At 63.8% G+C, this 14068-nt stretch carries 12 protein-coding genes and 1 pseudogene; 3 read left to right on the forward strand and 10 right to left on the reverse strand.

What is annotated here, in order from left to right; translation table 11 throughout:
- Nucleotides 1-217 precede the first annotated feature (217 nt).
- From B7G53_RS09635 to panD, 6 genes and pseudogenes are all read right to left on the reverse strand, one after another.
- The gene (locus B7G53_RS09635; RefSeq protein ID WP_096667001.1) at nucleotides 218-1534 is read right to left on the reverse strand and encodes a site-specific integrase; all 1317 of its coding nucleotides are present in this window, start codon (nucleotides 1532-1534) and stop codon (nucleotides 218-220) included.
- 334 nt (nucleotides 1535-1868) lie between these two features.
- Nucleotides 1869-2885, reverse strand: coding sequence for a biotin synthase BioB (bioB, locus tag B7G53_RS09640; RefSeq protein ID WP_096667031.1), 1017 nt, complete (start codon nucleotides 2883-2885; stop codon nucleotides 1869-1871).
- A 111-nt stretch (nucleotides 2886-2996) separates the two neighbouring features.
- A pseudogene (gene bioF / locus B7G53_RS09645) lies at nucleotides 2997-4217 on the reverse strand (8-amino-7-oxononanoate synthase); the annotation flags it as partial.
- Nucleotides 4208-4894, reverse strand: a complete 687-nt coding sequence (gene bioD, locus B7G53_RS09650) for a dethiobiotin synthase (RefSeq protein WP_096667003.1) — start codon at nucleotides 4892-4894, stop codon at nucleotides 4208-4210. The pseudogene bioF and the gene bioD, both read right to left, overlap by 10 nt.
- Nucleotides 4891-6225 carry an adenosylmethionine--8-amino-7-oxononanoate transaminase gene (gene bioA, locus B7G53_RS09655; RefSeq protein ID WP_096667005.1) on the reverse strand — a complete coding sequence of 445 codons (1335 nt, stop codon included), beginning with the start codon at nucleotides 6223-6225 and terminating at the stop codon, nucleotides 4891-4893. Before bioA ends, bioD begins: the two co-directional genes overlap by 4 nt.
- A 33-nt stretch (nucleotides 6226-6258) precedes the next feature.
- Nucleotides 6259-6639, reverse strand: a complete 381-nt coding sequence (panD, locus tag B7G53_RS09660) for an aspartate 1-decarboxylase (protein WP_096667007.1) — start codon at nucleotides 6637-6639, stop codon at nucleotides 6259-6261.
- A gap of 369 nt (nucleotides 6640-7008) precedes the next feature.
- Between panD and nadC the strand changes: the two genes are divergently transcribed.
- Genes nadC through B7G53_RS09675 form a run of 3 tightly spaced genes read left to right on the forward strand, consistent with a single transcriptional unit; the run spans nucleotide 7009 to nucleotide 10780 of the window.
- Nucleotides 7009-7878 carry a carboxylating nicotinate-nucleotide diphosphorylase gene (gene nadC, locus B7G53_RS09665; protein WP_096667009.1) on the forward strand — a complete coding sequence of 290 codons (870 nt, stop codon included), beginning with the start codon at nucleotides 7009-7011 and terminating at the stop codon, nucleotides 7876-7878.
- Nucleotides 7879-7886: 8 nt separating this feature from the next.
- Entirely contained in the window at nucleotides 7887-9005 is a 1119-nt protein-coding gene (gene nadA, locus B7G53_RS09670; protein ID WP_096667011.1) for a quinolinate synthase NadA, read from the forward strand.
- Complete coding sequence (locus B7G53_RS09675; protein WP_096667013.1) at nucleotides 9005-10780, forward strand: chorismate-binding protein; 1776 nt, start codon at nucleotides 9005-9007, stop codon at nucleotides 10778-10780. The genes nadA and B7G53_RS09675 overlap by 1 nt, the downstream gene beginning before the upstream one ends.
- Nucleotides 10781-10790: 10 nt before the next feature.
- On the opposite strand, the gene nadB is transcribed toward B7G53_RS09675, so the two are convergent.
- The 4 genes from nadB to B7G53_RS09695 all read right to left on the reverse strand — a co-directional run.
- Nucleotides 10791-12545 carry an L-aspartate oxidase gene (nadB, locus tag B7G53_RS09680; protein WP_096667015.1) on the reverse strand — a complete coding sequence of 585 codons (1755 nt, stop codon included), beginning with the start codon at nucleotides 12543-12545 and terminating at the stop codon, nucleotides 10791-10793.
- Between the two features lie 162 nt (nucleotides 12546-12707).
- Nucleotides 12708-13037 (reverse strand): helix-turn-helix domain-containing protein, encoded by a 330-nt coding sequence (locus tag B7G53_RS09685; protein WP_096667016.1) that lies wholly within the window; start codon nucleotides 13035-13037, stop codon nucleotides 12708-12710.
- Nucleotides 13034-13417, reverse strand: coding sequence for a type II toxin-antitoxin system RelE/ParE family toxin (locus tag B7G53_RS09690; protein ID WP_096667018.1), 384 nt, complete (start codon nucleotides 13415-13417; stop codon nucleotides 13034-13036). The genes B7G53_RS09685 and B7G53_RS09690 overlap by 4 nt, the downstream gene beginning before the upstream one ends.
- 279 nt (nucleotides 13418-13696) lie before the next feature.
- Nucleotides 13697-14068 (reverse strand): type II toxin-antitoxin system VapC family toxin (locus tag B7G53_RS09695; RefSeq protein ID WP_141396315.1); only part of this gene is annotated, 372 nt, incomplete at its 5' end.

Below are 14068 nucleotides of genomic sequence, written 5' to 3' on the forward strand. Positions count from 1 at the left end.
ACGGCTGGCTCAGTCGCACGCTGAGCTCATAAAAGTGAAATGGGGATGAAGGGGCGCTTGCCGACGCCGGCAGCCAGGAGTTGTTCATTCTCGGTCGGCGTGTAAAGCTCCGCCAGCTCACGCGGTGTCGGATCGGTTTCAGGCCGGGATAGGTCGTCTCATGGAGCGTGGTCATTCGCGGGGACTACCCCGCCCGGCGGCTTTGCTACCCATCGCTTCAGTCCCAGTAGGTGTCGGTGGCGGGTTCGTGAAACGCGGTTTCCAGCAGGCACTGGTTGTCCTCGGCGATGCGGTACATGTCATCAAGCAGCGTGGCGATCACCTCGTCCAGCAAGTCGCGAGACAGATAGGGAACTGCCAGCTCGTAGAGCGTCCCCTCGGTGTTCAGGCGTTGCATGGCAAAACGCTCGAAGCAGGTCTGCTCGATCAGCCGGTGGCCACGGGCCAGACCGCGCGACTGCTTGCTGGAGCGGGCCAGCACCATCGTGACGCGCAGGACCGCCACGGGCGTCGTTCCTTCTGCCAGCAGGCGGGGGCCTTCGACCTGTTCGGTCAGCAACAACAAAGGCGGCGGTGGCTGCGGAACTGCCGGGACCAGGGCTGTCAGACCCTGCTCGAACCGGGCTTGCAGGTTTGAATCCGACGCATCAAGGTAACGCATAGCCGATTTGACGTCCTTCCAGCCGACGTATTCCATCAGTTCCTTGATGTCCCAGCCGCTGGCGCGGGCCCAGCCGGCAAAGCCGCGGCGCATGGAGTGGCTGCTGTATTCCTCGGGGGCCACGACGCCAGCCTCCGAAAGCAGGTTCCGCAGCAAAGCAATCAGGCTGTGGGCATGCAGGGCGTCCTCGGCGACATGTCCCCAGCGGTTGATCTTGCGGAACACCGGACCCTCGGTCAAGCCGGCCAGGCTGACCCAGGCATTGAAGGCGATCACGGGGCACAAACGGGACAGAGCCGGGCATTTGAAGACCCGGCCCTGCAGCTGCCTGTCGCCTTTGCTGCGGCCCAGGTAGCAGGTCAGGCCCTCGCCGGGCTTGACCTCGACGTTTTCGACGCGCAGGTTGACCAGCTCGTCAGAGCGAAAGCCACGCCAGAACCCCAGCAGTAACACGCTGCGGTTACGGGTGTGGCGAAGCAAGGCCTGAGCGTCGCCCATCTGCGCGGCGTTGCTGATCGCGGTATCGAGCCATTGAGCGACCCGCTCGAGGACCGCCAGTTCCAGCGGGCGAGCACGCTTTTCTGGCACGGCGTGAACCGAACGAATGCCCTTGAGGACCTGGCGCACCAAGACTGATTTGCTGGGATCAGGAAAGCCTTGGTCTGTATGCCAGCGGGACAGCGCCGCCAGCCGCTGGCGCAGCGTGTTGATGGCCAGGGTAGTCGCATGGTCGGCCAAGTAGCGGGCGATAGCATCGGCAGTGGAAGGCAGCAAGCCTTTCCATTCGATTTCAAAATGGCGTATGGCCGAAGCATAGCTCCGGCGCGTGTTCTCACGCTCGGCAGCCTCAATGTACTGGGCAAGGCGGGTCATGTCACTGTCGTTACGGCGGGCTTCTTTGATCGGTCTGAAGGCAGGGATGCTGGACGCCGCAGTAAGCGGCGCCGGGGGTTCTCAGCGAGAGAACACGATTTGGGATAAATCTGGAACGTCTGTCAGCATCGCACCTAGGGCAATGCTGATCAAGATCCCGTGCAATGTGGGTGACGTTGTCGCCGGGTGGCTTCACCGCTTCACGTTTGAATTCGCCCGTGAGGCTCCTTCTCATCTTCGTCATCTCTCTCCTGAGCACATCATGTCATTGGATATGTCCGAAGAACGGGAAGGAGCCCAGTAAGACTAGCGCCATTGCTTGCTGGTGGAGACTTCATGCTTGCACCTCAGGCGCAGAACGCATCATGCCCAGGCGCTCCAGCAAGGCGACATCGGCGCCTGTGTCGGGGTTGCCGGTGGTCAGCAGCTTGTCGCCGTAAAAGATCGAATTGGCGCCGGCGAGGAAACACAGTGCCTGCACCGCATCGCCCATCTGCTGGCGGCCCGCCGACAGGCGCACACGTGCCTTGGGCATGGTGATGCGCGCGACGGCAATCGTGCGCACGAATTCAAACGGGTCCAGGTCTTCCTGGCCGGCCAGCGGCGTGCCCTCGACCTTCACCAGGTTGTTGATCGGCACTGATTCGGGGTAGGGCGACAGGTTCGCGAGTTCGGCCACCAGGCCGGCGCGCTGGCGCCGGCTTTCGCCCATGCCGACGATGCCGCCGCAGCAGACCTTGACGCCTGCACTGCGCACGCGCGCCAGCGTGTCGAGCCGGTCCTGGTAGTCGCGCGTGGTGATGATGTCGCCGTAGAAGTCGGGCGCGCTGTCGAGGTTGTGGTTGTAGTAATCCAGCCCGGCGCCCTGCAGGGTTTGCGCATGGCCGTCTTCCAGCATGCCCAGGGTGGCGCAGGTTTCCAGCCCGAGCGCCTTGACCGTGCGCACCAGCTCGGCCACTTTTTCAATATCACGGTCTTTCGGCGCGCGCCAGGCGGCACCCATGCAGAAACGGGTGGCGCCGGCGTCCTTGGCGCGCTGCGCAGCGATTTTCACCTCATGCGGCTCCATCAGCTTGGTGGCTTCCACGCCGGTGTCAAAGCGTGCCGCCTGCGGGCAATAGTTGCAGTCTTCCGGGCAGCCGCCGGTTTTGACCGACAGCAGCGTGGCGAATTCAACGCGTGAAGGGTCGAAGTTTTCACGGTGCACGGTTTGGGCCTGGTGCATCAGTTCTGGAAAAGGCAGGTCAAACAAGGCCTCGATGGCATCAACACTCCAGCGGGCCTCGGGGCGGGCCGGGACGCTCTGGCGCGGGCGGTGCAGGGTGACGGGTTGTTCAAAAACGCTGGACATGTCGTTGTTCCTTGAAGCGATACACATTTCGTATCTGGTATCTAGGTTGCGGGATGCTGCTGCAATCTGAATGGCGTTGAAAGGGTGTGAAGTCTGGCCGAGCGCATCCGCTGGCTGCCGGGCGACGGCCAGTTCACTCAAGGCCTGGACCAATTCGTCGATATCGGCCTCTGTGTGGGCTGCCGACAGCGCGATACGCAGCCGCGCTGTGCCGTCGGGCACGGTGGGCGGGCGAATCGCTGGAACCCACAGACCGCGTTCGCGCAGGCCCTCCATGACGGCCAACGCTTCATCATTGCGGCCAATCAGCAGCGGCTGAATGGCCGTGAGCGAGGCGCCGAGCTGCCAGGCGCTACCTTGCAGGCGCTCGGCAAGGCCGTGTCGCAGACGCGTGATGAGCTGGATCAGATGGGCTCGCCGCCATTCGTCTTGCTCTATCAATTGCAGACTGGTGAGCAAAGCGCTGGCCAGCAGCGCAGGCGCGGCGGTAGCAAAAATATAGCTGCGCGTTTTTTGCAGCAGCCATTCGACCAGGGCATCGCTGCCCGCCACAAAGGCTCCCGCCACGCCGGCTGCCTTGCCCAGTGTGGCCATATAAAGTACGCGCGGCGAGGCGCTTGCCCCGCTCAGCCCGAAGTGGGCCAGGCAACCACGACCTTGCGGACCCAGCACGCCAAAACCGTGCGCATCATCCAGCAGCAGCAACGCGTCGTGGCGCTCGCAAAGTGCCAGCAGGGCCGGAACGTCGGCGAGATCACCGTCCATGCTGAACACCGCGTCGCTGATGACCAGTTTTCGTCGAGCCGGACTCTGCATCAGCGCTTCGTCCAGCGCTGTGAGGTCGGCGTGTGCGTAACGGTGAATCTGTGCACGCGAGAGCCGCGCGCCGTCGATCAGGCAGGCATGGTTGAGTGCGTCGGAAAAAATAGCATCGCCCTGGCCCACCAATGCGGGGATGATGCCGATGTTGGTGGCGTAACCGGCATAGAAGTACAGCGCGCGGGGCAGACCGACAAAAGCAGCCAGTGCCTGCTCCAATGCCTCGTTGGCAGCGCTGTGGCCGCTGACCAACGGCGAAGACGCCGCCCCCACGCCAAAACGCTGCGCCCCCGTGCAGGCTGCTTCTATGAGCGCCGGATGGTTGGCCAAGCCCAGGTAGTCGTTGCTGCAAAACGCCAGCATGCTCTGGCCATCGACCTGCAGGCGGGCGCCGCTTTCCGGCAGCACCACGCGCCGGCGGCGGCGCAGGTGGCTTTCGTCCAGCGCAGCCAAACGTGCAGGAAATTCGTCAAGCCAGGAAGAGGTCTGCGGAGAACAAGTGCTTATCGCCATGCCAGGGGGAGCTCCATCGTGATTGTTCGGGCATCAGGCACGCACTGCCAGGCCAAGCGGGCCAGCAAAGGCGCGTTCAGGTGTTGCTGCAAAAAGCTGATGTTGTCGTCTTGCGCCAGCATGGCCGGATCGACGTGGTTGGCAACCCAGCCGGCCAGGCTCAAGCCGCGCGCGCGTATGGCCTCGAGCGTCAATAACGCGTGGTTCAGGCAGCCCAGCCGCAGGCCGACGACCAGAACCACCGGCAGGCCCAGTGCCTGGGCCAGGTCCGCGCCGGTCTCGCTTGCCGAGAGTGGTACCAGAAAGCCTCCCGCGCCTTCCACCACCACCGCATCGGCCAGCTGCAACAGCTGCCGGTGGCAGGCGACGATGTGGGCAATGTCAATGGTGCGGGCGGCCCGGGCGGCGGCTACATGCGGCGACACCGCGTCGGGCAGCAGCACCGGGTTGTCCAGCGCTGCGGGCACTGCGAGGGTGGAGGCCGCGCGCAGCGCCAGCACGTCTTCGTTGACTTCGCTGCGGTGGATCAGCGTGGTCCCTGCTGCTACCGGCTTCATGCCGACGACGTGCTTGTGGTGGCGTGCCAGTGCATGCAGCAGCGCCGTGCTGACCAGGGTTTTGCCGACACCGGTATCGGTGCCGGTGACAAAGCAGGAGATGGTGCGTTGCCCGGTCATCGCCAGCTTGTTTCTTCAGCCAGCGTGGCCTGCAGTGCGGCAAGCGCACCGCGCGCCAGGTGCGTGCCGCTTTCTTCGTCGATCACGTAGGGCGGCATGGCGTAAATGGTGCGGCCTATAGGGCGAAGCAGAACGCCGTGCGCCATTGCGTGCTGGTGGTAACGCTGCGCAAAGTGAGGCAGCGAGGTGTCCACATCCCAGGCCCAGATCATCCCCAGGTGGCGCGCGTGCCGGATGCGTGGATGGCTGCTCAGAGGGGCAAAAGACTGATCCAGCGTCCGGGCCAGAACAAGGTTGTTGGCCAGCACATCGGTTTGCGCAAACAGCGCCAGGGTTGCCAGCGCGGCCCGGCAGGCCAGCGGATTGCCGGTGTAGGAGTGTGAATGCAGAAAGCCGCGCGCCACTTCGTCGTCGTAAAAGGCCTCGTACACCGCGTCGGTGGTCAAAACTGCGGACAGAGGCAGTGTGCCGCCGGTCAGACCTTTTGACAGGCAAATGAAGTCGGGCAGGATGCCTGCCTGCTGGTGCGCGAACATGGTGCCGGTACGGCCAAAGCCTGTGGCAATTTCATCCACCACCAGATGAACCTCGTAGCGATCACACAGCGCGCGAATCCGGCGCAGGTAGCTTGCGTCGTGCATGGCCATGCCGGCTGCGCATTGCACAAGGGGTTCAACGATCAGCGCCGCGGTTTCCTGGTGGTGTTCATCCAGCCAGGCCTCCAGCGCGGCGGCGGCGCGCTGCGCCACGTCGGCGGCGCTTTCGCCGGACTGGGCGGCGCGTGCATCCGGGCTGGGTACGGTGGCGGCCAGCCGCACCAGTGGTGCATAGGCTTCGCGGAAGATGGCGATGTCGGTCACGGCCAGCGCGCCCACGGTTTCTCCGTGGTAGCCCCCGGACAGGCCTACAAAACGGCACTTGCCGGGGCGTCCGGTGTTGCGCCAGTAGTGCGCGCTCATCTTCAGCGCAATCTCGGTTGCCGAGGCGCCGTCGCTGCCATAAAAGGCATGGCCCAGTCCGGTCAGCGCGGCCAGTTGTTCTGACAGCTCCACCACCGGCTGGTGTGTGAAGCCTGCCAGCATGACGTGGTCGAGTCGGCCCAGCTGGTCCACCAGGGCCGCCTGAATGGCCGGATGGTTGTGCCCGAACAGGTTGACCCACCATGAACTGATGCCGTCCAGGTAACGATTGCCTTCAAAGTCATGCAGCCAGACACCTTCGGCACGTGACACAGGTACCAGGGGCACGGCTTGCGAGGCGTGCTGCTTCATCTGCGTGCAGGGGTGCCACACATGCCGCAGGCTGCGCTGGCTCATGGTCTGGTTGTCCATTGCGTTCGCCGGGAAGTCAGGAGAAAGACGGTTTCAGCGGACCTGCACCGGAATGCCGGAGCGCGCGTCCTTGATGCGGTTGCTCTCGTCGACAAACACCAGCTTAGGCTCGAAGCTCGCTACCCGGTCGGCTGGCAGCTGGCCAAAAGCCGCAATGATGATCAGGTCGCCAACAGCGGCCTGGCGTGCCGCCGAACCGTTGACCGAGATGGTGCCGCTACCGCGCTGCGCCCGTATGGCGTAAGTCACAAAACGCGCGCCGTTGTTGATGTTCCAGATGTGGATCTGCTCGAACTCGGCAATGCCCGAAGCATCCAGCAAGTCGTCGTCAATGGCGCATGAACCCTCGTAATGCAGTTCGCACTGGGTGACAGTGGCACGGTGGATTTTTCCAGCTAAAAGGGTACGTTGCATAGCGTCTCCAGCCTCGAGGCTTGGTGAGAGTGTGGGCTTGGAAAAACGGGGCTTCCTTCGTCCGCGCAGGTATCGAAATGTTCCGAAGATGTGGCCAATACCTCACTGAGGTGTTGACTGGCTAGCAGGGGATCGGCGGCAGTCAGGTCAACTTACTGCGTCGGTACGAACCGAGTCAAGTCCACGGCTTTGGGTGCTGTCCATCCCAGATATCCGACCACAATGTGCCAGCAGGACCTCGGAACGGATTCTAGTACAGCCGGCTGAGGGCTCACCCTCTCTCCTATTCCTCCGATAGCGTGCTAACCACAGGATAGTTCGCGAAGCAGCTATGCTTGCCGCCAACATTTGTATGAGACAACGAAAAAAATGAATAGTCTGCACTTTTGCGATGCCATCATGGCACTTCCTGCGCACGCCGATGCAGGCCGGGCGCTAGACGAAGACCTCGGGACAGGAGACTTGACTGCCGGCCTGGTGGACCCAGTGCAACGCAGCCAGGCCCGCGTGCTGGCGCGTGAAGCTGCAGTGATTTGCGGTCGGCCCTGGGTGGAGGCGACTTTGCAGCGACTGGACCCGCAGGCCGACCTGGTCTGGCATGTGCGTGATGGCCAGTCCTGCAGTGCCAACCAGGTCATTCTGGAAATCCAGGGAAATTCGCGCGCGCTGCTCAGCGGCGAGCGCACCTTGCTTAATTTCCTGCAGTTGCTCAGCGCCGTGGCCACGCAGACGGCGGCCTATGTGCGGGCCGTGCAGGCGGTAGCGGGCAACCGGGCCCGCATTGTGGACACCCGCAAAACCCTGCCCGGTTTGCGGCTGGCCCAAAAATACGCGGTGCGCTGCGGCGGCGGCAGCAACCACCGCATCGGCCTGTACGACGCGGTGCTGATCAAGGAAAACCATATCGCGGCCGCCGGTGGCGTCACGGCTGTTTTGCAGCGTGCTGCCGACGTGGCGGCCCGGGCAACTTTTGTCGAGATCGAGGTCGAGACCCTGACCCAACTGGAAGAAGCGCTCGCTGCCGGTGCCCAAATGGTTTTGCTCGACAACATGGACCTGGCGCAGCTCCGCGAGGCGGTGCGTATCACGGCGGGCCGGGCGATTCTGGAAGTGTCGGGCGGCGTCGGGTTGGACACGGTGGCCGGCATTGCCGCCACCGGGGTGGACCGCATTTCCATCGGAGCCCTGACCAAAGACATCAAGGCGATTGATTTTTCCATGCGGTTTACGCAGCTGTGAGGCCCGCCATGAGTGACGCCGCAACCACTGTCCAGTCCCTGGTGCGCATTGACTACGAGCAGCCCTCCTGCCCGACGCGCCATGCCTGGGCGCGCGTGCCGGTGGAGCCGGCGCAGGATGAACGCGCTGTGCTCAAGGACCGGATTCGCCGCCTGCTGAAGGAGCGCAACGCTGTCATGGTGTCGCACTACTACGTGCATCCCGACCTGCAGGACCTGGCCGAGGAAACCGGCGGGCTGGTCAGCGATTCGCTGGAAATGGCGCGTTTCGGGCGTGACCATGCGGCAACCACATTGGTGGTATCAGGCGTGCGTTTCATGGGTGAGACCGCGAAAATTCTCTCACCGGAAAAACGCGTGCTGATGCCCGACGTCGACGCCACCTGCTCGCTGGATCTCGGTTGCCCGGTGGACGAGTTCAGCGCCTTCTGCGATGCCCACCCCGACCGCACCGTGGTGGTTTATGCCAACACCAGCGCCGCGGTAAAAGCACGTGCCGACTGGCTGGTGACCTCCAGCTGCGCGCTGGACATCGTCAGGGCATTGAAGGAGCAGGGCCAGAAAATTCTGTGGGCACCCGACCGGCACCTGGGCGACTACATCCAGCGTGAAACCGGCGCCGACATGTTGATGTGGAACGGCAGCTGCATCGTGCATGACGAGTTCAAGTCCTTTGAACTGGAGGCGCTGAAGAAGGAACACCCGAAAGCGAAGGTACTGGTGCATCCGGAATCACCGGCGGACGTGATCGCGCTCGCCGACGCGGTGGGTTCGACCTCGGGCATCCTCAAGGCGGCGAGCGAGATGGATGCCCGCGAATTCATAGTCGCCACCGACAACGGCATGATGCACAAGCTGCGCACGCTGAACCCCGGCAAGGTGTTTATCGAAGCCCCGACAGCCGGTGACAGCGCCACCTGCAAAAGCTGCGCGCATTGCCCCTGGATGGCGATGAACGGCCTGGCCGGCCTGGCGCAGGTGTTGCAGACCTTGAGTCCGGAAGTGAACGTGGACCCTGCCCTGGGCGTGCGGGCCCGCCTGCCAATAGACCGCATGCTGGCGTTCACCGCGGCGCAGCGCGCCGGGCGGCCGGTGGGCGGGCTGGTGCCGCGCATCGGTGCGGCCTGATGCCTGCCTCGTCGGCGCGCATCGATTTTTCCGACCCCTACCTGCCGGACGGGCCGCGCCTGCGGCACGTGTTTAGTCGCCCTCGCCAAATACTGGCAGCGCATGAAGCTGCGCAGGTGCGGCCGGTGCTTGATGCCGTGCAAGCCGCAGCCGCACAAGGTTTCTGGTGCGTGGGCTATCTTCGCTACGAAGCCGCACCGGCCTTTGACGCGGCGCTGGCCGTGCATGCGGCGCAAGGTCCATTGGCCTGGTTTGCGGTTTATGACGAAGCATTGCCCTGGCCAGTGGACAACAATGATACTGACTCCGCGCAGGTGCAATGGCAGGCCGCCTGCTCGCGTGCCGTGTTTGACGCCGCGCTGGACAGCATTCACCGGGCCATCGTGGCCGGTGCGCTGTACCAGGTGAATTTCACCGCGCCCCTGCACGGCGTTTTACGCGGCGAGCCGGAGGACGGCGCGGCATCGGCCCTGTTTGCCGCGCTGCAGCGCGCCCAGCCGGGAGGCTACGCAGCCTTTCTCGACACCGGCGATGAGCAACTGCTCTCGGTGTCACCCGAGCTTTTTTTTGACTGGCACAACGGCTGCATCCTGACCCGGCCCATGAAAGGCACCGCGCCGCGTGGCGCCACACCCGCCGAAGACGCGGCACGGGCGCTGGCCCTGCGCACGTCGGCCAAGGAGCGCGCCGAAAACGTGATGATCGTGGACCTGCTGCGCAACGACCTGTCGCGCGTCGCCGAGCCGTTCAGCGTGCAGGTCCCGCGCCTGTTCCATACCGAAGCTTTGCCCACTGTGTGGCAGATGACGTCGGATGTGGTGGCAAGCACGCGCGCCGGTTGTTCACTGGCCGACGTGTTTGCGGCGCTGTTCCCCTGTGGCTCGGTCACCGGGGCGCCCAAGGTCAGCGCCATGCAGATGATCCAGGCGCTGGAGCCCGAGCCGCGCGGTGTTTATTGCGGCGCTTTCGGCGTGGTGTATCCGGGTGAAAAAGGAATACGCGCCACCTTCAATGTGCCCATTCGCACCGTGACCTTGCGCGGCAGCGCGGCAACCTGCGGCATTGGCAGCGGCATCACTTCCGGTGCCTTGGCCGGGGCAGAATGGCAGGAGTGGCGCCACAAGCGCGCCTTTGTGGAGCGCGCGAGCATGCCGTTTGAATTACTGGAAACCCTGGCACTGGAAGACGGTCAATTGCGCGATGCACCGGCGCATCTGGCGCGCATGGCGGCAGCAGCAGCCCACTTCGCTTACCCCTGGTCGCTGCAGCAGGTGCAGCAGTGCCTGCAGCAGCTGGTGCAGACTCACGAGAAGGGCGTCTGGCGCGTGCGATTGCTGCTGGATTCCAGGGGGCAGGCGCGGGCCGAGGCCTTTGTCTTGCCGCCATCGCCGCAGCGCGTGCGGCTACAGCTGGCCGGTCGAGCCCTGGACGACGCGCACAGCGAGTTCGTGCGTTTCAAGACCACACGGCGCGCCCATTACGACGCCTTCATGCCGGCGGAGGAAGGCATCTTCGACACCCTGCTGTGGAACGCTGAAGGTGAAATCACCGAATGCACGCGCGGCAACATCGCGCTGCTGCTCGATGGCCGCTGGCTGACCCCGTCGCTCGATTGCGGCCTGCTGGGCGGTATCGGCCGCGCAAACGCGCTGCGAGCTGGCCGGCTCAGCGAAGGCGTTGTGCGCCTGGAAGACCTGCCGGGGGTGCAGGCGGTGGCGTTTGTGAACAGCCTGCGCGGTTGGCTGGACGCAGACCTGGAGCCGCGCCGCGGGTGACAGTCAGGGCTCAGGCCCCGGGCGGCACCAGCACGGTAGGCACGGCCACCGCATCGGTCTGCGGGTAGTCACGGCTGAAGTGCAGGCCGCGGCTTTCGTGGCGTGACTGCGCCGAACGCACGATCAGCTCGGCCACCTGGACCAGGTTGCGCAGCTCCAGCAGGTCGCGCGTGACGCGGAAGTGGGCGTAAAACTCGTCAATTTCCGACTGCAGCAGTGCGATGCGGTGCGCGGCGCGCTCCAGCCGCTTGTTGGTGCGGACTATGCCCACGTAATTCCACATCAGCCGGCGCAGCTCGTCCCAGTTGTGGGCAATCACCACCTGCTCGTCGGCATCGGTCACCTGGCTCTCGTCCCAGGCGGGCAACGAAACTTTGGAGTCATTTTTGCCTCCGGCCCTTATGGAGCGGGCGTGAGCAGCTTCCGATTTGATAGCACTCGCGACTTCCTGCGCGAACACCACACACTCCACCAGCGAGTTGCTGGCCAGCCGGTTGGCGCCGTGCAGGCCGGTGCAGGCGGTTTCGCCCGCGGCGTAAAGGTTGGCGATGTCGGTGCGGCCGGCCAGGTCGGTCAGCACGCCGCCGCAGGTGTAGTGGGCGGCCGGCACCACGGGAATCGGCTGGCGCGCGATGTCGATGCCGAGCGCCAAGCAGCGTGCGTGGATGGTCGGGAAGTGTTCGCGCACAAAGGCCTCGCCCTTGTGCGAGATGTCCAGGTAGACGCAGTCCACACCGTGTTTTTTCATCTCGAAATCAATCGCGCGAGCCACCACATCGCGCGGGGCCAGCTCGGCGCGTTCATCGTGTTCCGGCATGAAGCGGGCACCGCCTGCCGATTCCGGCAGGCGCAATAAGCCGCCTTCGCCGCGCACCGCTTCGCTGATCAGGAAGGACTTGGCTTCGGGGTGGTACAGGCAGGTCGGGTGGAACTGGATGAACTCCATGTTACCGATGCGGCAGCCGGCACGCCAGGCGGCGGCAATGCCGTCGCCGGTGGCAGTGTCGGGGTTGCTGGTATAGAGGTAGACCTTGCCGGCGCCGCCGGTGGCCAGCAGGACATCACGTGCGGCAAAGGTATGCACCGTGCCGCCGCTGCCGGTTCCCTCGTCGCGGCTGTCCAGCGCATAAAGGCCCACGCAGCGCGGCCTGCCCGTGGCGGTGTCGTTCTGGACGATCAGGTCGACGAGCGTGGTCTGTTCAAACACGTCGATGGCAGGGTGCGCCCGCACGGCCGCAATCAGGCTTTCCTGCACGACGGCACCTGTGGCGTCGGTCGCGTGCACGATGCGCCTGTGGCTGTGCCCGCCTTCGCGGGTGAGGTGCAGCGCCGGTGCGACACCCGGCTCCTGTGTGAAAGCCACACCCTGGGCCTGCAGCCAGGCAATCGCTGCCGGCGCGCCTTCCACCACCTGCGCGGTGGCCGCTTTGTCGGACAGCCAGGCGCCCGCGACCTGCGTATCGGCAATGTGGGCTGCAAAACTGTCGCCTTCCTCGCCACGCTCCAGCACGGCCGCAATGCCGCCCTGGGCCCAGCCGCTGGATCCGTCGGCGAGAGACCCCTTCGTCAGGATGGCGATGCGAAACCGCGCGTGGCCGGATGAACCGGCTTCCTGGTCTTCCAGCAGCTTCAGCGCCGTGCTGAGTCCGGCCAAACCGCTGCCAACAATCAGCACATCAAACGTGTTTGGTGAGGCCTCGGACGGCGTGCTGCCGACCAAGAGCGGTACGCGTTCGATGTGGGGCGCGACAGTAAGATGTTTCATGAGAAGCCGCTTAGCTTTGCGGAGTGGGCTCGTGCGGCGCCGGCAACCGTCTTGTAACGGGGGACAGCCTGAAGTCCTATGCGCTGCCAAATCATCATTTTTTGTGACACAGTAAGACTAAGAGGGCGCAAACCAGGATGGCGCTGGAGAGGACAGACGTGTTCAGGCAAACTGTAGCTCGATTTTGCCGGCGCGGCGCCGCACCGGGCCGACCACGATCTTTACATCGTGGCCCAGCCTGGCCACCAGCTCGAGCAGCTTGGCTTCGCTGACGCCGCGGAACTGGCCGCGGGTGATGCGCGACACCTTGGACTGGTCGATCCCCAGCAGCGCAGCGGCATCTTCCTGCGTCAGGCGGCGCGCCTTGATCGCACGGGCGATCTCGCCGGCGAGCTGGGACTTGCGTTGCATCTCGGCCGCGTCGGTGTAGCCCAGGTCGGCGTAGACGTTGGTGCTGCCTTCTTCAATGGTGATGCTTGCGTGGTCATTCATTTCTTTGCTCCTTGCTGTGCTTGCCAAACTTCGAAATCCTGTTTTGCGGCCTTCAGGCGGGTGTTGATCAAATCCAGATCTGGCTTCGGCGTCGCGATACCGCTTTTGGACTTCTTCTGGAAGCAGTGCAGGACATAGACCCAGCCGGCGAACTTGACGGTGTAGACCGCCCGATAGGTGTCGCCCTGGTGGTCCTCGACCACCTCCAGCACGCCGGCGGAACCAAAACCCGTCATCACCTTGGCATCCTGGTGCTTGCCTCCGGCCTGGGCCAGGTCGATAGCATGGCCAAAAACGTCTTTGACATCTTCTGGCATCGCATCCAGATCTCTCTTGGCGGAACTGACCCATTTGATGGGTTTGCGGGTTTGCTTCGACATCGCCTCAATTATGCCTGTTTGGACATATTTTCGCCAACTCGCCGGGGCCAGGCTTCTTTGGGAGGTGAGTTTTTTTCCGCTTGAGCCATAAGCGCGCTTATGGCGCCAAATCGACTTTAGGCTGGCCCCGTACCAGCACCACGGCAGAAACCATCAAAAATCGGCCTCACATTGGATAATCTGCCATTATTAAATGTGACAAATCAAAATTCACCGGTTTTGTTGAGGCGCCGACGGTATGGAATTACGTATTACATACCACGGTACGATTGCCATCGCTCACGCAATCCAAGGGTTGACGAGTGTTACGCCCGTATCGACAAAGTCCGACACGTTGCGTGTCACCACTGTAAAGCCGTGCTCAATCGCCGTTGCAGCGATCATTGCGTCACGCTCTGAGCGTGGGTCCGGTACATGCAGTGAAGCGCACACCGGCGCAGTGTTCTCGGTGAATGGCAGGATTCGGCCAGCGAACGCCACACGCACCCCCGCAAGCCAGGCGCGCAGCGCACTACCCTGAGGCGGCATGCGTCGCTCCAGCGCCTGGATGCCTATTTCCAACTCAAGGAGGGTGATGGCGGACAGGAAAAGCTTGCTGCTCGGCTGCCCTGCGGCCCAGGCCCGCACCTCGGCAGATTGATGGGGCTTGCC

Origin of the sequence: Polaromonas sp. AET17H-212 (assembly GCF_002379085.1) — a bacterium.
Lineage (GTDB): Bacteria > Pseudomonadota > Gammaproteobacteria > Burkholderiales > Burkholderiaceae_C > Polaromonas.